The 23,080-nt window shown below is 70.9% G+C and carries 17 protein-coding genes; 13 read left to right on the top strand and 4 right to left on the bottom strand.

Annotated elements, in window-relative coordinates; all coding sequences use genetic code 11:
- Positions 1 to 157 precede the first annotated feature (157 nt).
- The gene (locus ACFO6Q_RS14040) at positions 158 to 1,984 is read right to left on the bottom strand and encodes a DUF885 domain-containing protein (RefSeq protein ID WP_380021731.1); all 1,827 of its coding nucleotides are present in this window, start codon (positions 1,982 to 1,984) and stop codon (positions 158 to 160) included.
- 114 nt (positions 1,985 to 2,098) lie between these two features.
- Here ACFO6Q_RS14040 and ACFO6Q_RS14035 point away from each other — a divergent pair, with 114 nt between their 5' ends.
- The 8 genes from ACFO6Q_RS14035 to ACFO6Q_RS14000 all read left to right on the top strand — a co-directional run bounded on the left by ACFO6Q_RS14035 (position 2,099) and on the right by ACFO6Q_RS14000 (position 16,741).
- Positions 2,099 to 2,944 (top strand): 23S rRNA (adenine(2030)-N(6))-methyltransferase RlmJ, encoded by an 846-nt coding sequence (locus ACFO6Q_RS14035; protein WP_380021730.1) that lies wholly within the window; start codon positions 2,099 to 2,101, stop codon positions 2,942 to 2,944.
- 86 nt (positions 2,945 to 3,030) lie between these two features.
- Complete coding sequence (locus ACFO6Q_RS14030; protein ID WP_380021729.1) at positions 3,031 to 3,852, top strand: ferritin-like domain-containing protein; 822 nt, start codon at positions 3,031 to 3,033, stop codon at positions 3,850 to 3,852.
- Positions 3,853 to 4,018: 166 nt separating this feature from the next.
- Positions 4,019 to 6,280: a YncE family protein gene (locus ACFO6Q_RS14025; protein WP_380021728.1), complete on the top strand. Its 2,262-nt coding sequence runs from the start codon at positions 4,019 to 4,021 to the stop codon at positions 6,278 to 6,280.
- A 147-nt stretch (positions 6,281 to 6,427) separates the two neighbouring features.
- Positions 6,428 to 7,042 carry an NUDIX hydrolase gene (locus tag ACFO6Q_RS14020; protein ID WP_380021727.1) on the top strand — a complete coding sequence of 205 codons (615 nt, stop codon included), beginning with the start codon at positions 6,428 to 6,430 and terminating at the stop codon, positions 7,040 to 7,042.
- Between the two features lie 113 nt (positions 7,043 to 7,155).
- Positions 7,156 to 12,135: an alpha-2-macroglobulin family protein gene (locus ACFO6Q_RS14015; RefSeq protein ID WP_380021726.1), complete on the top strand. Its 4,980-nt coding sequence runs from the start codon at positions 7,156 to 7,158 to the stop codon at positions 12,133 to 12,135.
- 79 nt (positions 12,136 to 12,214) lie between these two features.
- Complete coding sequence (pbpC, locus tag ACFO6Q_RS14010) at positions 12,215 to 14,623, top strand: penicillin-binding protein 1C (RefSeq protein ID WP_380021725.1); 2,409 nt, start codon at positions 12,215 to 12,217, stop codon at positions 14,621 to 14,623.
- Positions 14,624 to 15,068: 445 nt separating this feature from the next.
- Positions 15,069 to 16,007 (top strand): aminotransferase class IV, encoded by a 939-nt coding sequence (locus ACFO6Q_RS14005; RefSeq protein ID WP_380021724.1) that lies wholly within the window; start codon positions 15,069 to 15,071, stop codon positions 16,005 to 16,007.
- Positions 16,004 to 16,741, top strand: a complete 738-nt coding sequence (locus ACFO6Q_RS14000) for a sulfotransferase-like domain-containing protein (protein ID WP_380021723.1) — start codon at positions 16,004 to 16,006, stop codon at positions 16,739 to 16,741. The genes ACFO6Q_RS14005 and ACFO6Q_RS14000 overlap by 4 nt, the downstream gene beginning before the upstream one ends.
- Before the next feature lie 22 nt (positions 16,742 to 16,763).
- Here ACFO6Q_RS14000 and ACFO6Q_RS13995 read toward each other — a convergent pair whose 3' ends face one another.
- The 3 genes from ACFO6Q_RS13995 to ACFO6Q_RS13985 are packed head-to-tail and all read right to left on the bottom strand — an operon-like array spanning position 16,764 to position 19,722.
- The gene (locus ACFO6Q_RS13995; RefSeq protein WP_380021722.1) at positions 16,764 to 17,405 is read right to left on the bottom strand and encodes a response regulator; all 642 of its coding nucleotides are present in this window, start codon (positions 17,403 to 17,405) and stop codon (positions 16,764 to 16,766) included.
- A gap of 2 nt (positions 17,406 to 17,407) precedes the next feature.
- Entirely contained in the window at positions 17,408 to 18,742 is a 1,335-nt protein-coding gene (locus ACFO6Q_RS13990) for an ATP-binding protein (RefSeq protein ID WP_380021721.1), read from the bottom strand.
- A complete protein-coding gene (locus tag ACFO6Q_RS13985) occupies positions 18,739 to 19,722 on the bottom strand; it encodes an alpha/beta fold hydrolase (protein WP_380021720.1) in 984 nt (327 codons plus the stop codon). The genes ACFO6Q_RS13990 and ACFO6Q_RS13985 overlap by 4 nt, the downstream gene beginning before the upstream one ends.
- 187 nt (positions 19,723 to 19,909) lie before the next feature.
- Between ACFO6Q_RS13985 and pqqA the strand changes: the two genes are divergently transcribed.
- From pqqA to pqqE, 5 genes are read left to right on the top strand one after another with little or no spacing between them, the layout of a single operon-like run.
- Positions 19,910 to 19,984, top strand: a complete 75-nt coding sequence (gene pqqA, locus ACFO6Q_RS13980; protein ID WP_380022209.1) for a pyrroloquinoline quinone precursor peptide PqqA — start codon at positions 19,910 to 19,912, stop codon at positions 19,982 to 19,984.
- A gap of 47 nt (positions 19,985 to 20,031) precedes the next feature.
- Positions 20,032 to 20,943: a pyrroloquinoline quinone biosynthesis protein PqqB gene (gene pqqB, locus ACFO6Q_RS13975; protein ID WP_380021719.1), complete on the top strand. Its 912-nt coding sequence runs from the start codon at positions 20,032 to 20,034 to the stop codon at positions 20,941 to 20,943.
- A complete protein-coding gene (pqqC, locus tag ACFO6Q_RS13970; protein WP_380021718.1) occupies positions 20,940 to 21,644 on the top strand; it encodes a pyrroloquinoline-quinone synthase PqqC in 705 nt (234 codons plus the stop codon). The genes pqqB and pqqC overlap by 4 nt, the downstream gene beginning before the upstream one ends.
- Positions 21,641 to 21,934: a pyrroloquinoline quinone biosynthesis peptide chaperone PqqD gene (gene pqqD / locus ACFO6Q_RS13965; protein ID WP_380021717.1), complete on the top strand. Its 294-nt coding sequence runs from the start codon at positions 21,641 to 21,643 to the stop codon at positions 21,932 to 21,934. Before pqqC ends, pqqD begins: the two co-directional genes overlap by 4 nt.
- The gene (gene pqqE / locus ACFO6Q_RS13960; protein WP_380021716.1) at positions 21,931 to 23,067 is read left to right on the top strand and encodes a pyrroloquinoline quinone biosynthesis protein PqqE; all 1,137 of its coding nucleotides are present in this window, start codon (positions 21,931 to 21,933) and stop codon (positions 23,065 to 23,067) included. Before pqqD ends, pqqE begins: the two co-directional genes overlap by 4 nt.
- Positions 23,068 to 23,080: the final 13 nt, after the last annotated feature.

The raw sequence follows: 23,080 nt of genomic DNA, 5'->3' as shown, positions 1-23,080 counted from the left end.
AGAAGCGGGCGTCAGGGATCGATGGTGACGACTGTCATGCGCCGCCGGGTGACGGATGGGAGTGGCGCAAGCGCTTCACGGGAGTGTGTGCGTGGAGCGCTTCCCATGGAGCGCTCCCCGTTCCCTCACGCCGCCCGACGGCGGCGTTCGACCTGCCTCATCCTCGGCCATCGGAAGATGGCCGCGACCATTCGTCCACGACGCGTTCGAGCAGCGACAGCGGCAGTGCGCCGTGCGTCAGCACCTGGTCGTGGAAGTCGCTGAGCTTGAACTTCGGACCGAGCGCTTCCTTCGCGCGCTCGCGCAGCTCGAGGATCTTCAGCATGCCGGCCTTGTAGGCGAGCGCCTGGCCGGGGGCGACGAAGTAGCGCTCGATCTCGGCGGTGACGTCGGACTCGGCCATGCCGGTGTTGTCCATCATGTAGGCGATCGACTGCTCGCGCGTCCAGCGCTTGTAGTGGATGCCCGAATCCACGACCAGGCGCACCGCGCGCATCATCTCGTCGCGCAGCCGGCCGAGGTCGTCGAGCGGGTTCTTCTGGAAGCCCAGTTCCCAGGCCAGCCGTTCGGCGTACAGCGCCCAGCCTTCCGAGTAGGCGGTGAACGGCAGCACGCGGCGGAAGAACGGCACGCCCTGCAGCTCCTGCTGGATCGCGATCTGGAAATGATGACCCGGAATGCCCTCGTGGTAGGCCAAGGTGCGCATGGCGAACTTCGGCGTCTCGGTGGCGTCGCGCATGTTGGCGTAGAACACGCCCGGCCGCGAGCCGTCGAACGCGCCCGGCTCGTAGTAGGCGCCCGGCGCGGTCTTCTCGGAGAACTCCGGCACCGCCTTGACCTCGACGCCGAGTCTGGGCCGCACGTCGAAGGCGTCGCCCAGTCCCGCGTTCACCTCGTCGAGGATCGCCTGGTACTGCTTGAGCATCGCCGCCTTGCCTTCCGGCGTGTTCGGAAAGGTCGCGTCGGGCGCGCGCGCCAGCTGCTGCACGCGCGCGCCGATCGTGCCTTCGGTCAGGCCCTGGCCGCGCAGGATCGCGTCCATCTCGGCCGTGATGCGCGCGACCTCGGCCAGGCCGAGCGTGTGCACCTGTTCGGGCGTCATGTCGGTGGTCGTGTGCATGCGCACGCACCACGCGTAGTAGGCGTCGCCGTCCGGCAGGCTCCAGGCACCCTCGTTCTTCTGCGCCTTCGGCTTGAGCGCGGTGAAGTAGTCGATCAGGCTGCGGTAGGCCGGATACACGCTGTTGTCGATCGCCGTCTCGACGCGGCCGAGCAGCGCGTCGCGCGTCGCCTGCGGCATCGTCTCGGGCGCGATCTTGTCGAGCTTCTCCTTGAACGTGAGGTACAGCATGTTCTGCTTCGCCGGCACGCCGACGAAGCCGTTCATCTGTTCGAGCACGCCGTCGACGGTGAACTTCGGCGGCACCACGCCGCCGGCCTCGCGCAGCTTGAGCCCCTCGATCACCTGCGCGAACTTGGCCGGGAACCGGTCCAGGCGCGCGACGTAGGCGTTCGCCTCCGCCTCGCTCTTGACCTGGTGGGTCTGCGCCATGAAGTTGGGCAGGCTCGACTGCACGCCGAACATCTGGTTGACCGGGAAATCGTGGCGGCGGAAGCGCTCGCCCTCGACCTGGATCGTCAGGAAGTAGTCGAGCACGTCGTAGGACAGCCGCCCCTCGCGGTCGAGCGCGTCGCGGTCGTAGCGATGCAGGGTGTCGACGTCGGCCTTGAGCATCGCCGCCATCGCGTCTTCCTGCGCCGGCGAGGCGTCGTCGAGCTTGCTGCCGTAGAAATCGGCCCAGGCCGGCAGGATGCGCATGCTGCTGAGCATCTCCGGGCTCTGCAGCGCGAACTGGCCGAACACGCGCGCGTAGAACCAGTCGATCTTGTACGGCTTGAAGTACCACACGTGCACGAACAGCAGCGCGCACACCAGCACGCCGAGCAGGATCAGCCGGAACAGCCACTTCAGTACGGTCCGCACGCGCATCCCCTCCCCGGTGGAAAACGCCAGCCTAGCCGTTCGCCGCGCGCCCGGCCATCGCGCGGAAGTCATGGGCTTTACGCGGCGCGCGGACGGCCGCAAGCTGCGCGCCCCATGAACTACCGCCACGCCTTCCACGCCGGCAATTTCGCCGACGTGTTCAAGCACACCCTGCTGATCGGCCTGCTGGAGGCGCTGCGCGCCAAGCCGGCCGCGTTCTGCTACGTCGACACGCACGCCGGGCGCGGGCTGTACGACCTGCGCGGCGAGGAAGCCGCGCGCACGCGCGAGGCCGCCGACGGCGTGCAGCGCCTGCTCGCCGCCGACGCGCTTCCCGCGGCGCTGCGCGACTACCTCGAGCGCGTCCGCGCGATCGATGCCGGCGCCGGCGGCGAGATCGTGCGCTACCCCGGCTCGCCGCTGCTGGCGCGCGCGCTGCTGCGCGAACAGGACCGCGCGATCCTGTGCGAGCTGCAGGAAGACGAAGCCGACGCCCTGCGCGCGGCCCTGCACGGCGACGCGCGCTGCGCGATCCACCGCCGCGACGGCTACGCCGCGCTGAAGGCGCTGCTGCCGCCGCCGCAGAAGCGCGGCCTGGTGCTGATCGATCCGCCGTTCGAGGCGCAGGCCGGCGAGTACGCGGCGATCCAGGACGCGCTCGGCGAAGCCTTCCGCCGCTGGCCGAACGCGATCTACGCGATCTGGTACCCGATCAAGCGCCGCGAGGCGATCGTGCCGTTCCACCGCTGGCTGCGCGGCGCGCACGCCGACGTGCTGGTGGCCGAACTGCTGATCCACCCGGACCATTCGCCGCTGCGCCTGAACGGCTGCGGCGCGGCGATCGTCAATCCGCCGTGGCAGTTCGACCGCGCCGTGGAGGACTGGCTGCCGGCGGCGCATCGCCTGCTGGCGGCGGACCCGGCGGGCGACTGGCGCCTGGAATGGCTGCGACGCAGCTGAGCCGTGCCGCCGCGCAGGGCGGCGGAGATGTATGTTTTCTGTTGCGAATCGGTAATATTTCCCCGCCCCGACTGTCATCGGCCCTGATGAGCTACGCGCAGCCTCTGCCCTGGACACTGGAAAACATCGGCTTCGATCGCATCGAGATCGAACGCATCCGTCCCAACGAAGACCTGTTCTTCCTGCTCACCAGCTCGTCCTTCGTCGAGAGCGGTTCGGACCTGTACACGCGCAACCTGATCGACCATTTCGACGGCGACGCCGAGCTGCAGGGCTGGCTCGCCGACCACTGGGAACAGGAAGAACTGCAGCACGGCCGCGCCCTCGCCGCCTACGTCCGCCGCGTCTGGCCGGAGTTCGACTGGGACGGCGGCTTCAAGGCGTTCTGGGACGAATACGGCGCGGTGTGCACGGCGGCGCAGCTGGAAGACAGCCGCGGCCTGGAGCTGGCCGCCCGCTGCGTGGTGGAGACCGGCACGGCCAGCCTCTACCGCGCGCTGAACGCGATTGCCGAGGAACCGGTGCTGCGGGCGCTGACCGACCAGATCCGCAAGGACGAGGTTCGCCACTACAAGCACTTCTACCAGCACTTCACCCGCTACCGCGAGCGCGAGTCGATCGGCCGCTTCCGCGTGTTCCGCACCGTGCTCAAGCGCGTGCTCGAGATCCGCGACGAGGACAGCGACATCGCGCTGCGCCACGTCTTCGTCGCCCGCTATCCGGAGCGCGCGGCCGACAAGGCCGAGTGCGACCGCGTCACCAGCCGCGCACGCGATCTCCTGCGCCGGCACATCCCGGCCGACATGACGGTCAAGATGCTGCTCAAGCCACTCGACCTGCCCGCGCGCCTGCTGCGCACGCTGGAGACGCCGCTGGCGCGCCTGACCGAGCGGCTGTTCCTCAACTGAGCACCGCGCCGGCGCGCGGCGGATCGCTCCGCTGCGTCACCGCCCTCGCCCGCCGCACTTGACAGCCCAGCCGCCGCTGGCTATAGCGGACCGGCAAGCCGGGGTGAGCGGCGACCACAGGCAACGAGGGAAGGGACTTGCACTGTCCACGCGACGAGGTGCAACCATGTCCTGTCATCGCCCGCTCGCAGCGGCCGCCGGCCTCTGTCTTCTCGCCACCCTGTTCGATCCGCACGCCTGCGCGGCGCCGGCATCCGCCCCGCAGGGGCAGGATCCGCTGACGCTCGCCGTCACCGTCTCCACCGACCTCACGCCCGGCAGCTGCGGCGACGCGCAGTCGCTGGAGGTGACCGCCGGCGACCCGGTCAACTTCTGCTACACGATCGGCAACGCCAGTCCCGACACCCTCGCCTTCCACACGCTGGTCGACGACCGCAACGGCGTGCTGCTGCAGGACCACGCGCAGGACGTCGCGCCCGGCGAGAGCTTCCAGTACAACGACGTGCGCATCGTCGGCGAGAGCCAGACCCTGCTGTCGACCTGGACCGCCGCCACCGCGCTGGCCGACTACACCAGCGCCGCCGGCGATCCGGACCGCCTCTTCGGCGACGGCTTCGACGGCGGCGCGGCGCCGCCGCCGTACGCCTTCGAGGACATCAGCGCGACCGGCACGGACCTGAACCTCGCCGACGACGGCGAGGCCACCGTGCCCATCGGCTTCGACTTCACGTTCTACGGCCACAGCGCGAACGTCGTGCGCGTCGGCAACAACGGCGCGATGCTGTTCGGCGTGGAGACCGGCGAGGTCGGATACAACAACCTGCCGCTGCCCAACGCGACGCTGGGACCGGCGATCCTGCCGTTCTGGGACGACTTCGCCGCGACCGGCGGCGGCGTCTTCGCGCAGACCCTCGGCGAGGCGCCGGAGCGGCGCCTGGTCGTGCAGTGGAACCAGCGCGTGCACTACGTCTCCTCCGGCACCGCCAGCGATCCAGCGACGTTCGAGGCGATCCTGCACGAGGGCAGCAACGAGATCGTGTTCCAGTACGCCGACGTCGACATGGACGGCGAGGAGTTCGACGGCGGGCTGTCGGCGACGATCGGGCTGAACCAGGGTGCGCGCGCGAATCAGTATTCGTACAACGTCGCCGCGGTCGCCGCCGGCAGCGCGATCCGCTTCGTGCCCACGCCGATGACGAGCTACGTGGCCAGCGCCAGCGTGACCGTCACCGCCGGCAGCCCGGACATCGTCGTCGATCCGGCCAGCCTGTCGGCGACCGTCGCCGCCGGCGCGACGACGCAGGTTTCGCTCGGCATCGGCAACGACGGCGACGCCGAGCTGACCTGGAGCCTGAGCGAAGCGCAGGCGCCGGCGGCACGCTCGCGTGCAGCGCCGCCGGCCGCGGCAGCGCCGTCCTCGACCACCGCGCTGGCGCCGCGCACGCTGGCCTCCTCGCTGCTGCCGGCGAACCGCGGCGGCGACGCGCCGGCCGGCGCCGCGGTGCCGGCCTTCGGCGTCAACCTGAACTCGATCGACGGCAACACGCTGGTCCGCTTCGACGCGGCCGCTCCCGGCTCGACCACGCCGGTCGGCGCGGTCGAGCGCACCCTGGTCGGCGGCGCCTTCCTCGACGGCGACTTCGGGACGCTGTATTCGCTGGACTTCGACAGCGGCGAACTGGTGCGCGTGAACACCGCCGACGCCGGCATCGCCGCGGTCGGCGTCGCGGCCACGCTCAACGGCGAGGACTGGAGCGGACTCGCGCTCGATCCGACCGACGGCACGCTCTACGCGAGCAGCACGCTGATGAGCGGCAGCCTGTCCTCGACGCTGTACACGATCGATCCGCTCACCGGTGCCGCCACGCCGGTCGGCGCGATCGCCGGCGGCGGGCGCGTCATCGAGATCGCCGCCGACGTCGGCGGCCAGCTCTACGGCGTGGACATCGACGGCGACGTGCTGATCGCGATCGACAAGGCGAGCGGCGCCGCCACCGCGATCGGCGCGCTCGGCTTCAATGCCGAATTCGCCGAGGGCCTGGACTTCGATCCGTCGAGCAACGTGCTGTACTTCGCCGCCGTCAACGACGAAAGCGTGTTCTCGCAGCCGGGTCAGATGTACACCCTCGACACCGCTACCGGACACGCGACCCTGGTCGGCGGCATCTCGGCCGACCCGGCCGCGGCGCAGATCGCCGCCTTCGCCATCGCGCTGCCGCCGAGCCCGTGCGCGGTGCCGGCCGACGTGCCGTGGCTGACGCTCGCGGTCACCTCCGGCAGCACGGCCGCCGGAGCGACCACGCCGGTCGACGTCGGCTTCGACGCCGGCACGCTGGACGCGGGCAGCTACTCGGCGACGCTGTGCGTGCGCAGCAACGATGCGGACCAGCGCATCGTCGTGGTGCCGGTCAGCCTGACCGTGCAGTAGCCGGCGACGGCGGCGCGTTCCGTGCGGAATGCGCCGCCGTGCGGGCGGGCGCCAGCGTGACCGCGAACGCATGCGGCGTGCGCAGGGCTTGTCACTGCGCCGCCGTTGGGCGATGTTGCGGCAGCTCCCGCTGCGGAAATTCCCGCGATGAAGAACCGTGTACGCCGCCTGCTTCCTCTGTTCGCCGCCGCCGCTGCGAACCTGGCGGCCGCCGCCCCGCCCGCCTCGTGCACCTGGTCCGACGAGGCGACGCAGCGGCCGGTCGAGCAGCGGGCCAAGCTGCTGGTGCGCGATGCCGGGCGCGGCGATCTGCTGGTCGACTGGAAGCACCTGTGGGAGGTGCCGGGACAGAGCGTCGAGCCGGGGCTCTCCCCGTTCCGCTTCGTCACGCGCATGGCCGCGGACTACGGCCTGCGCGTGCGGCGCATCCGCCACGTCGGCACCTTCGAGCAGTTCTTCGCCGGCCGCGACCGGTCGGTGGTCTTCCACTGGTTCACCGCCGAATACGCCGGCGGAGAAACGAAGCTGCCGCCGGACTGCCCCGACTGCCTCGACGTGCGCTGGTTCGCGCCCGGCAAGGCCGCCGAGGCCACGCCCTACCCGGTCGCGCAAATCCTGCTGCGCCATTTCCAGGCCGATCCGGATGCGTTCTGGAGCGGCAGCTACGAGGTGGACTACCGCGAGAACCCGCCGGGCGGCCGCTACGCGATCCGCCGTCCGTTCTCAGTGATCCACACGGCCGTCGACTGCAGCGGCGACTGACGACCCGGGCTGCCGTCGGCGGCCCGCGGCGACACGCCTGCGCCGCCACCGCGCCCGAAGGCCGCCATAATGCGCGGCTATACTGGCGCCGCCATCCAACCGGGGAGTTCTCAATGGAACTGCGTTCACCCGCACGCTCGCTGCGGTACGTCTTCTGCGTGCTTTTCGTCGCCTCGTCGCTGCTGCTGTCGGCCTGCCGCCGCCACGACGACGGCGTGCCGGAAGTCCAGGGCAAGGCGCCGGTGGCGGCCGAGCCGGCGAAGAAGGCCGAATCGCCGCAGGGCTTCGCCGTCGTTTCGGCGCGCGCGGAGCAGTACCAGGGCCAGCTCGCGATCACGCTGGAATTCTCGCAGGCGCTGGTCGGCACGCAGGCGTTCGACACGCTGATCGCCGTCAACGACGCCAAGGGCGCCGCCGTGCAGGGCAGCTGGGCGCTGGACGAGGACGGCAAGACGCTGCGCTTCCCCTACGTGCAGGCCGACCAGAACTACAACCTGCGCCTCAAGGGCGAACTCGCCGCCGCCGACGGCAAGACGCTCGGCAGCGAGGTCAGCAAGGAGATCTACACCGGACCGATGCAGCCGGCCGTCGGCTTCGCCTCGCAAGGCAGCGTGCTGCCGGCGCGCGAGACGCGCGGCCTGCCGGTGGTGTCGGTCAACGTCAAGGAAGTCGACGTCGAGTTCCTGCGCGTGCGCGACAAGGAAATCGCCAACTTCTTCGCCGCCTACCAGAAGAACGGCAAGCGCAGCAGCTACGAGCTGGATTCGAGCTACTGGTACCGCAACGGCAAGCCGGTGGCGCAGATCGCCGAATCGGTCTACTCCAACCGCTTCAGCCTGACCGGCAAGGAGAACGAGCGCACGCTGAACTACCTGCCGATCCAGAACATCGCCGAACTGGGCCAGCCCGGCCTGTACTTCGCGGTGATGAAGCGCGCCGGCAGCTTCGAGGGCCAGTACGAGACCAGTTTCTTCTTCGTCAGCGACATCGGCCTGCACACGCGCGCCTACAAGGACACGCTGTTCGTGCACGCCGCGTCGCTGAAGTCCGGCGAGCCGATCGTCGGCGTCGAGCTGAGCGTCCTGGACGCCAAGGGCGAGGCCGTGGTCACCGGCAAGACCGGCGACGACGGCAACGCGCAGCTCGCCTACGCGCTGAAGGCCGAGCAGGTGCTGGTCGCGCGCAGCGGCAAGGACGTCTCGCTGCTGCCGTTCAACCAGCCAGCGCTCGATCTTTCCGACTTCGCCGTATCCGGCCGCAAGCAGGCCTGGTTCGACGTGTTCGGCTGGTCCAGCCGCGACCTCTACCGTCCCGGCGAGACGATCCGCCTGTCGGCGCTGCTGCGCGACTACGACGGCAATGCGATCAAGCCGCAGCCGCTGTTCGTGACCCTGAAGCAGCCCGACGGCCGCCCGTACGCGCAGGCGCAGCTCGACCCGAAAGAGATGAACTACTTCGAGTGGTCGAAGGAAATCCCCGCCGACGCGCCGACCGGCCGCTGGCAGGTCGAATTCCGCACCGATCCCAAATCCCAGGAGGCCACGCAGGGCCTCACCTTCCGCATCGAGGAATTCCTGCCCGAGCGGCTCAAGCTGGAACTGTCGGCCGCGCAGGAGACGCTCAAGCCCGGCGAACCGCTCGCGCTCGCCGTCGAAGGCGCCTATCTCTACGGCGCGCCGGCCTCCGGCAACCGCTTCACCGCGCGCCTGACCCTGTCCGCCGACCAGCATCCGGTCGATGCGCACAAGGACTACTACTTCGGCGATCCGGCGATCGAGCTGCCCAAGGAAGCCAAGGACGTCGCCGACCAGGCGCTGGACGAGCACGGCAAGCTCGAGCTCGACGTCGAACTCGCCGACGCCGCCAAGGCGGGCGCGCCGGTCGCGGCGATCGTCTCCGGCAGCGTCTACGAAAGCGGCGGCCGCACCGTCACGCGCAGCCTCAAGCGCACCGTTTGGCCGGCCGACGCGCTGGTCGGCGTGCGCCCGCTGTTCGACCTGAAGGACGGCTCGGACGCGCGCGCGCGCGCCGGCTTCGAAGTAATCCGCAGCAACGCCAAGGGCGAGCTGCTCGCCGGTCCGAAGCTCAAGCTGACCCTGGTGCGCGAACACCGCGACTACCGCTGGACCTTCGACAGCGCCAGCGGCTGGCACTTCGACTACACCGACCGCTACGAGAACGCCGAGGCGCGCGAACTCGACGTCGAGGCCGGCAAGCCGCTGAAGTTCGACGTGCCGGTAGAATGGGGCAACTACCGCGTCGAGATCCTCGATCCGGCCACCGGCCTGACCACGCGCCTGCCGTTCTTCGCCGGCTGGAGCTGGAACGACGACAACCGCGGCAAGGAGGCGCGCCCGGACAAGATCAAGCTCGCGCTGGACAAGCCGAGCTACCGCGCCGGCGACACGCTCAAGGTCACCGTCACGCCGCCGCAGGCCGGACCGGGCGTGCTGATCGTCGAGTCCGACCGCCTGCTCTACACGAAGAACATCGACGCCCGGCCCGGCGCCACCTTCGAGATCCCGGTGACCAAGGACTGGGAGCGCCACGACGTCTACGTCACCGCGCTGGTGCTGCGCGGCGGCTCGGCGGTGGAGAAGGTCACGCCGGCGCGCGCCGTCGGCGAGGCCTACGTACCGATCGACCGCAGCGAACGCAAGATCGACGTGACGATCCAGGCGCCGGCGCAGATGAAGCCGGAGACGGAACTGCCGGTCACCGTGAAGGCGCCGGCGCTGGCCGGCAAGAAGGCCTACGTGACCGTCTCCGCGGTCGACGTCGGCATCCTCAACATTACGCGCTTCGCGCGGCCGGACGCGAACGCGTGGTTCTTCGCCCAGCGCGCGCTCGGCGTGGACGCCTACGACCTGTACGGCCGCGTCATCGAGAGCTTCGACGGCAGCTCGGCCAAGCTGCGCTACGGCGGCGACATGGCGCTGGCGGCGCTGCCGCAGGCGCGCCGGCCGACCGCCAAGGTGCTGACCGTCGACCTGTTCTCCGGCGTGGTCGAGCTCGACGCCAAGGGCGAGGCGCAGGTGCAGCTGGCGATGCCCGACTTCAACGGCACGGTGCGCGTGACCGCGCTGGTATTCGGCGAGAACCAGTACGGCGGCAGCGACGCCGAGACGATCGTGCGTGCGCCGCTGGTCGCCGAGATCTCCACGCCGCGCGTGCTCGCTCCGGGCGACCAGAGCGCGCTGACGCTGGACCTGCAGAACTTCTCCGGCAGCGAACGCGAGTTCGCGGTGAAGGTCGCCGCCGACAAGCCGCTGGCGGTCGCGCAGGGCGAACGCACGGTCAAGCTCGCCGACGGCGCCAAGACCACGCTGAACTTCCCGCTGACCGCGCTCGACGGCTACGGCGTCGGCAAGATCAACGTCACGGCCTCATCCCCTCCAACCTCGGGCGGCGAGATCAAGATCGACCGCCACTTCGAAATGGTCGTGCGCGCGGCCTGGCCGAACGTGCTGCGTTCGAGCGCGCGCTCGCTCGACCGGCTCGATCCGATCGTCCTCGGCGGCGAGGCGATCGACGGCCTGCTCGCCGACTCGATCAACGCCCGCCTCACCGTGTCGAGCCTGCCGCCGCTGCCGTTCGCGGCCGCGCTGAAGGACCTGCTGAAGTATCCGTACGGCTGCATCGAGCAGACCACCAGCAAGGGCTTCGGCGCCCTGCTGCTGGACGAGCAGACCGCCGCCAACCTGCACGTCGACGGCCTGCCGGCGGACCAGCGCAAGGCGCGCGTGGACGGCGCGATCGGCCGCATCGCCTCGATGCAGATCCCGTCCGGCCACTTCTCGATGTGGGGCGGCGACAGCTACGTCAACGAGTACCTCACGCCGTACGTCGTCGAATTCCTCGAAGACGCGCGCGACGAGGGCTTCCTGGTGCCCGACGAGATGCTGCAGCGCGCGCTCAAGCGCCTCAACGACGACCTGCTGTCGGGCGGCCATCCGTACTACAACTACGAGCACAGCGACCACCTGCGCTTCGCCGACCAGGCCTATTCGGGCTTCGTGCTGGCGCGCGTGAACCGCGCCCCGCTCGGCACCCTGCGCGCGCTGTTCGACAACGACCGCGCCAAGTCGATCACCGCCCTGCCGCTGGTCCATCTCGGCGTCGCGCTGAAGCTGATGGGCGACCAGCCGCGCGCGGAGAAGGCAATCGAGGAGGCGTTCGCGAAGAAGTTCGAGCGCCCGTGGTACCTCGGTGACTACGGCTCGGACCTGCGCGACACCTCGCTGATGATCGCGCTGGTGCACCGCTACGGCCTGTCCAAGCCCGAATACGACGCGCGCGTGTTCGACCTGGCGCGCACGCTGACCAACGAGCAGCGCCAGGCCGACGACGCGCAGCGCCGCTACGGCTGGCGTTCGCTGTACCTCAGCACGCAGGAACAGATCGCCATCGGCCGCCTCGGCAAGACGCTGATCAAGGACGGCGACAAGGTCGTCTCCGGCACGCTGGCGATCGGCCCGGCCTCGACCGAGATCAGCCCCGACCGCCTGTGGAGCCGCTCGTTCGGCGGCGCGGAAATCGCCGCCGGCGTGCGCTTCGCACCGCAGGGCGACCTGCCGCTGTACGTCGCCACCGACGTGGCCGGCGTGCCGAAAGCCGCGCCGGCGCCGGACGACCGCTACGTCGCGATCCAGCGCCGCTACTACACGCTCGACGGCAAGCCGTGGGAGCCCAAGCCGCTCAAGGAAGGCGACAGCCTGATCGTCGGCCTGCGGCTGGAGGCGCGCAAGGCGATGCCGGATGCGCTGCTGGTCGACCTGCTGCCCGGCGGCCTGGAGATCGAGAACTTCAACCTGACCGACGCCAAACAGTGGGCCGACGTGGTCGTCGACGGCATCACCATCACCGACCGCGCGCAGGCCGCCGAGGTGCGCCACGAGGAGTTCCGCGACGACCGCTACGTCGCCGCGCTCAAGCTCGACGAGGGACAGGCCGCGCACGTGTTCTACCTCGTGCGCGCGGTCTCGCCGGGCACGTTCCGCGTTCCGCCGCCGCTGGTGGAGGACATGTACAAGCCGGAAGTGCGCGGCATCGGCAAGAGCCTGCCGGAGTCGGTCAAGGTGGTCGAACCGTGACGCCGCGGGGACGGGGCGCCGCCCCGTCCCCTGCCGCACCGACGGTCCGCCGGCCGTGACCGCACGGCATCATCGCCGCATGGCCCCCGCACCACTTCCGCCGCCCGCGCAGGAACACGACGACGCCGTCGAACAGCCGCGCGGCAAGTCGAAGCGTCGCCGCCGCCTCGAGCGCGCCGCCGCGGTGGCGCTCGCCCTGCTCGCGATCGCGCTGCTGCTCGACCGCCTGTTCCCGCTGCCGCTGCCCGACGGCAGCGGCGGCAGCACCGTGGTGCTCGCGCGCGACGGCTCGCCGCTGCGCGCCTTCCCCGACCGCGACGGCGTGTGGCGCTATCCGGTGCGCGTCGAGGACGTCTCGCCGCTCTACGTGCAGGCGCTGCTGACCTACGAGGACCGCTGGTTCCATCGCCACCCCGGCGTCAATCCGCTGGCGCTGGCGCGCGCGTTCGGTCAGTGGATCGTGCACCGGCGCCTGGTCTCGGGAGGCTCGACCTTGACCATGCAGGTGGCGCGCATCCTCGACGGCACGCCGCACAGCATGGCCGGCAAGCTGCGCCAGATCCTGCGCGCGCTGCAGCTCGAGGCGCACCTGTCGAAACGCGAAATCCTCACCCTGTACCTGGAACGCGCGCCGTTCGGCGGCACCATCGAGGGCGTGGAAGCGGCTTCGTGGGCCTATCTCGGCAAGCCCGCGTCGAAGCTGTCGCGCGCCGAGGCGGCGCTGCTCGCCGTGCTGCCGCAGGCGCCCAGCCGCCTGCGACCGGACCGTAACGCCGACGCCGCGCGCGAGGCGCGCGACAAGGTGCTGCAGCGCATGGCCGAACTCGGCGTGTGGACGCCGGCCGAGGTGCACGACGCCCGCATCGAATCGGTCGCCGCGCGCACGCTGCAACCGCCGCTTTCCGCCGCCCTGCTGGCCGAGCGCCTGCGCGCCGAGCATCCGCAGCAGCGGCGCATCGCGACGACGATCGACGCCGGCCTGCAGCGCGCGCTCGAGGCGCGCGTCGGCGACTACCTCGCGCGCCTGCCCGAACGCACCTCGGCCGCGCTGCTCGTCGTCGACAACGCCACGCTGGAAGCGCGCGCCTACGTCGGCTCGGCCGCGTTCGGCGACGAGCAGCGGCTCGGCCACGTCGACATGGTGCGCGCCTGGCGCTCGCCGGGCTCGACCCTGAAGCCGTTCCTGTACGGCCTGGCGCTCGACGACGGCCTGATCGATTCGGAAAGCCTGCTGATCGACGCGCCGCAATCCTTCGGCGGCTACCGGCCCGGCAACTTCGACCTCGCCTACAACGGCCCGGTCGGCGCGGCCGAAGCCCTGCGGCTGTCGCTGAACGTGCCGGCGGTCGACCTGCTCGACCGCATCGGCCCGGTGCGCTTCGCCGCGCGCCTGGCCCACGCCGGCCTCGACCTGCGCCTGCCGCGCGGCGCCGCGCCGAACCTGTCGGTGATCCTCGGCGGCGCCGGCGCGCGCATGGAAGACCTCGTCGGCGCCTACGTCGCGCTGAACCGCGGCGGTATCGGCGGGCGCGTGCGCTACACCGCCGACGACGCCGTCATCGAACGGCGCGTGCTCTCCGACGGCGCGGCCTGGATCGTGCGCGACGTGCTCGAGGCCAATCCGCGCCCCGGCTACGCGCCCGGCACGTTCGATCCCGGCTCGCGCCCGCGCGTGGCGTGGAAGACCGGCACCAGCTACGGCTTCCGCGACGCCTGGGCGATCGGCGCGACGCGCGCGTACACCGTGGCGGTGTGGATCGGCCGCCCGGACGGCACGCCGCTGCCCGGCCAGTACGGCGCGGTCACCGCCCTGCCGCTGATGTTCCAGGTCGTCGACAGCCTGCCGCGCAGCACGCTGTCGGCCACGCCGCAGCCGCCGCCGGCGAACGTGACCGAAGCGGAGGTCTGCTGGCCGCTCGGCCTCGCCTTCGATCCGGCGCGGCCGGACCTGTGCCACCAGAAGCGCAAGGCCTGGGTGCTCGACGGCGTGATTCCGCCGACCCTGCCCGAACGCGACGCGACCAGCTGGAGCGCCGGCCTGGTGCGCCTGCGCGTCGACGCCGGCAGCGGCGCGCGCCTCGGCGCAGCCTGCACCAGTGCGAAGGCGCGCGAGACGGAAATCGCGCGCTGGCCGTCGCTGGCCTATCCGTGGCTTTCGCGCGAGCTGCGCCGGCGCGCCAGCCTGCCGCCGCTCGCGCCGGGCTGCGCCGACGATGGCCTCGATGCGAGCCAGCCGCTGCGCATCGACGGGCTCGCCGACAACGCCGCGATCGCGCGCGCCCCCAACGCCGACAAGCCGGCCAGCGTGCGCCTGCGCGCGCTCGGCGCCGCCGGCGAGGTGCTGTGGCTGGTCAACGGCCGGCTCGAAGGCACCACGCACGGCGCGCAGCCGTTCGAGTACGCCTTCGCCGACACCGGCGCGCAGACCGTGACCGCGCTGACTCCGGCCGGCGCCTACGCGCAGCTCAACCTGCGCGTGCTGCGCTGATGGCTCGAGTCGAGACGACGTCGACCGCGACGATCTGAAACGGACGCGCCGGTTCCGTCATTGGGGCATTCCCGCGAACGCGGGAATCCATGGATGCTGTACGCGCGCCGAGCGAAATGGATGCCCGCATGTGCGGGCATGACGTCGAGAGGTCGTGTAGCGCATGCGTCAACCCGACACACCGCTCGGAAGCAGCGCGCCGTTCGGAAACCAGGCGTCGGCCGGAAGCGAACGCGCCCGTCCAAATTGCGTCATTCCCGCGAACGCGCGAATCCATGGGCGCCGTACGCATGGCGAGCGCAACGGATGCCCGCTTGCGCGGGCATGACGTCGAGAATCGCAAGCGGACCCGCTGTCGCGAACCCGCCGCTCTCGAGGCACTACGTGCTCGACTCATGGCCGATCGCCTATGCTTCCGTCTCGATTCCCTGCCGAGATTGTGCCGATGGCCCAGAGCATCCACGAGTTCGCCGACGATCCGCGCAACCGCGACATCCGGATCTACGTCAACGGCGAGATGAAGCCGCGCGCCGAGGCCGTCGTGTCGGTGTTCGACTCCGGCTTCGTGCTCGGCGACGGCGTGTGGGAAGGGCTGCGCGTGGTCGACGGCCATCCGGCCTTCCTCGACGCGCACCTCGACCGCCTCTACGAAGGCGCCAAGGCGATCGCCATGGACATCGGCCTCGACCGCGCCGGCCTGACGCGTGCGATCTACGCCACGCTCGCCGCCAACGGCATGCGCGACGGCGTGCACCTGCGCCTGATGGTCACCCGCGGCGTCAAGCGCACGCCGTACCAGGACCCGCGCGTGGTGGTCGGGCCGGCGACGATCGTGATCATCCCGGAATTCAAGAATCCGCTGCCGGCCACCGTCGAGCGCGGCTTGAAGCTGTTCACCGTGCACGTGCGCCGCGGCTATCCCGACGTGCAGGACAACAAGCTCAACAGCCACAGCAAGCTCAACTGCATCACCGCCTGCATCCAGGCCTACACCGCCGGCGCCGACGAAGGCCTGATGCTCGATCCGCACGGCTTCGTCGCGACCTGCAATTCGACGCACTTCTTCATCGTGCGCAAGGGCGAGGTGTGGACTTCGACCGGCCAGTACTGCCTCGGCGGCATCACCCGCGCGAACGTGCTCGCGGTGTGCCGCGAGGCCGGCATCCCGGCGTTCGAGAAATCCTTCAGCCTGACCGACGTCTACGGCGCCGACGAGGCGTTCTGCACCGGCACCTTCGCCGGCGTGGTGTCGGTGCGCGAGGTCGACGGGCGCGTCTTCGGCGACGGCCGGCGCGGGCCGATGGTCGAGCGCCTGCAGGCGCTGTACCGCGACTGGATCGCGCGCGACGTCGCCGCGCGCAAGGCGCAGGACGCGACCACATGAGCGCGCTGCGCATCGCCATGTGGTCCGGCCCGCGCAACATCTCCACCGCGATGATGCGCGCCTGGGAGAACCGCGGCGACTGCGCGGTCTCCGACGAACCGCTCTACGCGCATTACCTTGCGCACACGGGCATCGACCATCCGATGCGCGAGGAAGTGATCGCCGCCGGCGAGACCGACTGGCGCGCGGTCACCGCCGCGCTCGCCGGCGACGTCCCGGACGCACGGCCGCTGTGGTACCAGAAGCACATGAGCCACCACCTGCTGCCGCACGTCGGGCACGACTGGATCCACCGGCTCGCCAACGCGTTCCTGATCCGCGATCCGGAGCGGGTCGTGCATTCGTATGTGAAGGCGCGCGCGCAGGTCTGCGCCGACGACGTCGGCCTGCCGCAGGAAGTGCGCCTGTTCGACGAACTCGCCCAGCGCAGCGGCCGCGCGCCGCCGGTGATCGACGCCGACGATTTCCTGCACGCGCCGGAGGCGCACCTGCGCGCGCTGTGTGCGCACTTCGGCATCGCCTTCACCGATCGCATGCTGCGCTGGCCGGCCGGACCGCGCGACAGCGACGGCGTCTGGGCGCCGCACTGGTACGCCGCCGTCTGGCGTTCGACCGGCTTCGAGGCGCCGCCGCCACAGGCGATCCGCCTGCACGACGATGCGCGGCGCGTCGCCGACGAATGCCGGCCGCTGTACGAGCACCTGCACCGCCACCGGCTGCGCGTGGAGGCCTGAACTCGGTGCCGTGCGGCGAGGCTCAGGCCTCGATCAGGCCGTTGCGCACCGCGATCAGGGTCAGTTCCGCCTGGTTGCCGGCGCCGAGCTTCTGCTTGACGTTGTACAGGTGCGTGCCGACCGTGTTCGGCGACAGCTTGAGTATCTCGGCGATGCGGTTCACCGACTGCCCGCGCGCGAGATGGATGAACACGGCGAACTCGCGCTCGGACAGCGCCTCGACCGTGCCGGCGCCGCCGATGTCCTGCACGGCGAGCTTGCGCGCGATTTCCGCATCGAGGTACACGCGTCCGGCGGCGACCGCGCGCACGGCTTCGATCAGTTCCTCCGGCGCCGTGCGCTTGGACAGGTAGCCGAGCGCGCCGGCCTTGAGCACGCGCTTGGGATGCGCGCTGTCCTCGTGCGCGGACAGCACCAGCACGCGCGCGGACTTGTCCTTGGCCAGCAGGCGGCGCACGGTCTCGATGCCGCCCATGCCGGGCATCGACAGATCCATGACGACGACGTCCGGGCGCACCTCGCCGTAGGCCTGGTAGGCCAGCTCGCCGCTGTCGGCCTCGGCGGCGACCTCGACGTCGCCGCTCGCGGTCAGCAGCATGCGGAAGCCGACGCGCACGACTGCGTGGTCGTCGACGAGCATGACGCGGATCTTCGGATTCGCCACGTTCACTCCAGCGGCAGCCGCGCGCTCACGCGCACGCCGCCTTCGTCCAGGTTGCCAATGGTCACGTCGCCGCCGAGCGCGCGCGCGCGTTCGCGCATGCCGCGCACGCCGTAGTGGCCGGGACGCTGCCAGTCCGCGGCGAGGCCGCGGCCGTCGTCGCTCACCGCGATGCGCAGGGCGCCGTCGGCAACGTCGACGGCGATCGCGATGCGTCCGGCCTGTGCGTGGCGCAGCGCGTTGGTGACCGCCTCCTGCACGATGCGGTACGCCGCCAGCACGTAGCTTTCGCCGAGCGGCTCGGGCAGCTCGCCGCAGGTGAAGGCGAACGCCACCTGCGGCTGCTGCCGGCGCCACTGCGCCAGCGCATCCTCGATCGCCGCGGCCAGGTCGAGCGCGTCGACGCTCGGCGGCCGCACGCGCGAGACCAGCTCGTGCACGGCGTCGTACAGCCGCCCCGCGGTGTCGGCGATCAGCTGCGCGACCTCGCGCGTCGGCGCGTCGCCGCCGCGCCGGATCAGCGCCTGCGCCAGGCTGCGGATCGCGGTGATGCCCTGCCCGGTCTCGTCGTGCAGCTCGCGCGCGATCTGGCGCCGCTCCTCCTCGACGCGGCCCTGCACGGCGGCGGCCAGTTCGTGGCTCTGCTCGAGCCGCAGGCGCGCCTCGACCGCGTCGCGCCGCGCGTCGAGGCTGTCCTCGATCGCCTGCGCGCTGCGGTTGAACGCGCGCGCGATCGAGCCGGCCTCGGCGCCAGCGAACTCCGGCAGGCGCGTGTGGTACGCGCCGGCCTGCATGTCCTCCAGGCCGCGCACGATGGTGCGGAACGGACGCGTCATGCGCCGCACCAGCCAGAACACGACGAGGTTGCCGAACACCATCGCGAACGCGCCGACCTGCAGCAGGTGCACGGTGTCGTCCCAGCCGTCGAGCACCGCGCGCGACGCGTTCGACTCGATCTCCAGCACGCTGTCGGCGAAACGCAGCTCGCTGCGCATCGGCTCCGGCCCGACCAGCGCCGTGTACCAGTCCGGCGCGTCGCGGCCGGCCTTGTACGGCGACGGCGGCGAGCGGTAGACGACCGCGCCGCCGGCATCGCGCAGGGTGATCTCGGTCGAGCGCACGCGACCCAGCCGCTCGAGCGAATGCAGCACGATCGGCCGGCTGGTCTGCGCGTAGGTCTCGACGAAGTACGCGAGCAGCTGGGTGGCCACCTTGTTCGCCGCCTCGGTTTCCTCCAGCACGCTGCGCCGCGTGTCCGCCAGCTTGAACGCGAGCACCACCGCGATGAAGACGGCGATCAGGCTCGCCACCAGCAGGTTGATCTGCAGGCGCATGCTCATGCCGGCACCACCGGCCAGGTGGAGAAATCGCGCGTGTCCGCGAACGCGTCGGTGGCCGCGCGCAGCAGGCGGAACGCGGCCGGATGGAAGGGATCGTGCGCGGCCGGATCGGCCCAGGCCAGGCGGCTTCCACCGATCGCGCGCTGCACGCGCCAGGCGTTGTGCGGCCGACACACCAGATCGCGCGTGCCGTGCACCAGGGCCACCGGTACGCCGCGCAGCGCGGCGGCCGCGCGCATCACCGCGGCCTCGCCGAGGAAGCAGCGCCGTGCGAGGTAGTGCGCCTGCACGCGGTACTTCGCGATCAGCCGCGCCCGTGCCTCCTCGCCGACGACAGCCGGCAGCGTCGCGGCCGGATGATCCAGGCGCGTCTCGTAGCGCTGCCACGCCGTCGCCACCTGCAGCTGCCGGTCCGCGTCGCCGCCGGAAAAGCAGCGGTCGAGCCAGGCCGGCACGCTGCGCTGCCAGCGTCGCGGGATCGCGGCGAGGAAGTCCGCGTTCGCCTGCGGCGCGCAGGCGGCCACGCCGTGGAAGAACCAGTCCAGGTCCGCACGGCCGGCCAGGAACACGCCGCGCAGCAGCATCCCGCACACGCGCGCGGGATGGCGCGCCGCGTACGCCAGCGCGAGCGCCGAGCCCCACGAGCCGCCGTTGACCAGCCAGCGCTCGATGCCCAGGTGTGCGCGCAGCGATTCGATGTCCTGGATCAATGCGTCGGTGTGGTTGTGCGCGGTTTCGCCCAGCGGCGTGCTGCGGCCGCAGCCGCGCTGGTCGAACTGCACGATGCGCCAGCGCGCGGCGTCGAAGATCTCGCGCTGGCGCGGCGTGCTGGCCGAACCGGGCCCGCCGTGCAGCGACACCACCGGCAGGCCGTCGGCGGCGCCGCTCTGCGCGTACCACAGGCGATGGCCGTGGCCGACCTCGAGCCAGCCGGAGACGGCGGCGGGCGCAGGCGGATCGGGCATCGCGACGGTCGACATCGGCTCGATCCTACCGCATCGCCCCGCGCCCGCGGCTCCAGAAAATCGCTAGCCGCCAATCACGGCGATGGCGAGGCGGCACGCCGCCGATGGCCGCAGACTCGGACGCACATGGCGACCGGTTCACGCCGGCATCGTTCGTCGATTCGCGGGGCCATGACCGCGGACCGCAACCAGGAGTCGGACTATGAAGTGGGAAACCCCTGCGGCGATCGACATGCGCTTCGGCTTCGAAGTGACGATGTACATCTCGACTCGCTGAGCACCGATCGGCGGACGCCGGCGCGAGCCGGCGTTCGTCCTCCGCGCATGCGCATCCGTGTCCTGGGTTCCGCCGCCGGCGGCGGCTTTCCGCAATGGAACTGCAACTGCCGGCTGTGCGACGGTGTGCGCCGCGGCCGCGTGCGCGCGCAGCCGCGTACGCAGTCGTCCATCGCGATCAGCGGCGACGAGACGAACTGGCTGCTGTGCAACGCCTCGCCCGACCTTCCCGCGCAGCTGCGCGCCTTTCCCGAGCTGCAGCCCGCGCGCGCGATCCGCGACACGGCAATTGCCGCGATCGTGCTGATGGACGCCCAGGTCGACCACGTGACCGGTCTTGCGATGCTGCGCGAGCACCGCCGGCCGCTGGAGATCTGGTGCACGCAGGCCGTGCGCGAAGACCTCGAGCACGGCAATCCGCTGTTCGGCCTGCTGCGGCACTACTGCGGCGTCTACTGGCGGCCGATCGAGGCCGACGGCACCGCGTTCGAGATTCCTTCGCTGCCGGGACTGCGTTTCGCCGCCCTGCCCGTCACCAGCAATGCGCCGCCGTACTCGCCGCATCGCGACCGGCCCGTTCCGGGCGACACCATCGGCCTGCTCGTCGAGAGCGCCGGCAAGCGGCTGTTCTACGCGCCGGGACTGGGCGAGATCGGCGCGCCGATCGACGAGGCGATGCGCCGCGCCGACTGCGTGATGGTCGACGGCACCTGCTGGACCGACGACGAGATGATCGCGCTGGGCCTGTCGAAGAAGCGCGCGCGCGACATGGGCCATCGCGCCATCGCCGGCGCAGGCGGCATGCTCGAACGCCTGTCGGCCCTGCCGGCGTCGACGCGCCGGATCCTCATCCACATCAACAACACCAACCCGGTGCTCGACGAGGACGGCGCGGAACACGCGCAGCTGCGCGCCGCCGGCATCGAACTCGCCCACGACGGCATGGACTTGCGACTGTGACGACCACCGCCTGGAACCGCGACGACTTCGAGGCGCGGCTGCGCGAGAAAGGCGCCGCGTACCACATCCATCATCCGTTCAACCGCCTGCTCAACGAAGGGCACGCGACGCGCGAGCAGGTGCGCGGCTGGGTCGCCAACCGCTACTACTACCAGATCGCCATACCGCTGAAGGACGCCGCGATCCTGTCGAACTGCCCGGATCGCGCCGTACGCCGCGAGTGGGCGCAGCGCATCCTCGACCACGACGGCCACGGCGACGATGCCGGCGGCATCGAGGCCTGGCTGCGGCTGGGACTGGCGACCGGACTGGGCCGCGAGGAGATCGAGGACCTGCGCCACGTCGCGCCGGGCGTGCGCTTCGCCGTCGACGCCTACGTGAACTTCGCGCGGCGCGCGCCGTGGCAGGAAGCGGTGTGCTCCTCGCTGACCGAGCTGTTCGCGCCGAAGATCCACCGCGAACGCCTGGCCGGCTGGCCGGAGCACTACCCGTGGATCGAGAGCGAAGGGCTGGCCTACTTCCGCAACCGCCTGTCGCAGGCGCGCCGCGACGTCGAGCACGGCCTGCAGCTCACGCTAGCCCATTTCGACACGCCGGCGCTGCAGCGGCGAGCGCTGGAGGTGCTGCAGTTCAAGCTCGACGTGCTGTGGTCGATGAACGACGCGATGGCCCTGAAATACGGCCTGGCGGAGGTCGCATGAGCGCCGATGCGATGATGCCGGCGATCGATGCGCACAGCGTGCCGCGCATCGGCCGCGGCTTCCGCCTGCAGTGGGAGGCCGCGCAGGACGCCTGGGTACTGCTGTATCCCGAAGGCATGGTCAAGCTCAACGGCAGCGCCGGCGAGATCCTCTCGCGCTGCGACGGCGCCAGGCCGTTGCGGGCGATCGTCGCCGACCTGGAACGACGCTTCGAGCGCGACGGGCTCGCCGCCGACGTGATCGCCTTTCTCGACCTCGCACGCGCGCAGCGCTGGATCGAACTCGCATGAGCACCGCCGCGACCGCGCCGACGCCGGGCCCGCCGCTGTGGCTGCTCGCCGAGCTGACCTACGCCTGCCCGCTGCACTGCGCGTTCTGCTACAACCCGGTCGACTTCGCCGCGCACGAGGACGAGCTGTCCACCGAGGACTGGCTGCGCGTACTGAACGAGGGCCGCGCGCTCGGCGCGGTGCAGTGCGGCTTTTCCGGCGGCGAGCCGCTGCAGCGCAAGGATCTGGAAATCCTGGTCTCGCAGGCGCATCGCCTGGGCTACTACACCAACCTGATCACGTCCGGCATCGGCCTGTCCGAGGCGCGCATCGCCGCGCTCAAGCGCGCCGGCCTGGATCACATCCAGCTGTCCTTCCAGGACTCCACGCGCGAGGTCAACGACTTCCTCTCCTCCACGCGCACCTTCGACCTCAAGCGCAAGGCCGCCGCGCTGATCAAGGCCTACGACTACGAGATGGTCATGAACTGCGTGATCCATCGCCTCAACATCGATCACGTCGAGCGCATCGTCGAGCTCGCGGTCGAAATCGGCGCGGACTACCTGGAACTGGCCAACGTGCAGTTCTATTCTTGGGCGCACGTCAACCGCGACGCGCTGCTGCCCACGCGCGACCAGCTCGAGCGCGCCGAGGCGGCCGTCGAGACCTGGCGCGCCCGGCTCGACGGGCGCATGAAGCTGTTCTTCGTCGTGCCGGACTACTACGAATCGCGGCCGAAGAAATGCATGAACGGCTGGGGCAGCGTGTTCCTCACCGTCGCACCGGACGGCGTCGCCCTGCCCTGCCACACCGCGCGCATGCTGCCGGGGCTGGCGTTTCCCAACGTGCGCGAGGCGAGCCTGGCCGACATCTGGTACCGGTCGGAAGGCTTCAACCGCTACCGCGGCACCGGCTGGATGAAGGAGCCGTGCGCGAGCTGCCCCGAGCGCGAGCGCGACTACGGCGGCTGCCGCTGCCAGGCCTACATGCTCGCCGCCGATCCGGCCGCCGCCGATCCGGTCTGCGACAAGTCCGTCCACCACGCGGCCCTGCTGGCGACGGTGGAACGCGCGCAGCATGCGGACGAGGCGGCGGCGATTCCGCTGGTGTTCCGCGGACGGCGCGAATCGGCAGAGCTGAAGCGGCCGTTCTGAGCCGCCGCAACGG

This window comes from Dokdonella ginsengisoli (assembly GCF_042652785.1).
In the GTDB taxonomy this organism is placed as follows: domain Bacteria; phylum Pseudomonadota; class Gammaproteobacteria; order Xanthomonadales; family Rhodanobacteraceae; genus Dokdonella_A; species Dokdonella_A ginsengisoli.
The sequence above is the reverse complement of the archived record's forward strand: the minus strand, read 5'-3'. Positions and strand labels throughout refer to the sequence as shown.